Below are 250 nucleotides of genomic sequence, written 5' to 3' on the forward strand. Positions count from 1 at the left end.
AGCAGGGTGCTGCCCAGCCAGCGCGCCGGACCGGCGATCGCCCAGGGTCCGAGCAGCTCCTCGAGCGCGCGCAACAGTCCGTCATGCGCCAGCGCGAAGCCCAACCGCGCACCGGCCAGGCCGAAGAACTTGCCGAACGAGCGCAGCACGACGAGCCCCGGCAGATGGCTGTGCGCGGCCAGGCTGTGCTGCGGCGTGCAGTCCATGAACGCCTCGTCGACCAGCAGCCAGCCACCGGAAGCAGCCAGCC

General features: G+C 72.0%; 1 protein-coding gene. It reads right to left on the minus strand.

The window, feature by feature from the left end; genetic code table 11:
* Window positions 1-250, minus strand: a 250-nt coding sequence (locus tag LO50_RS22145; protein WP_044316386.1) for an aminotransferase class I/II-fold pyridoxal phosphate-dependent enzyme, incomplete at both ends; no start/stop codon positions are given.

Origin of the sequence: Stutzerimonas stutzeri (assembly GCF_000935215.1) — a bacterium.
GTDB lineage: Bacteria > Pseudomonadota > Gammaproteobacteria > Pseudomonadales > Pseudomonadaceae > Stutzerimonas.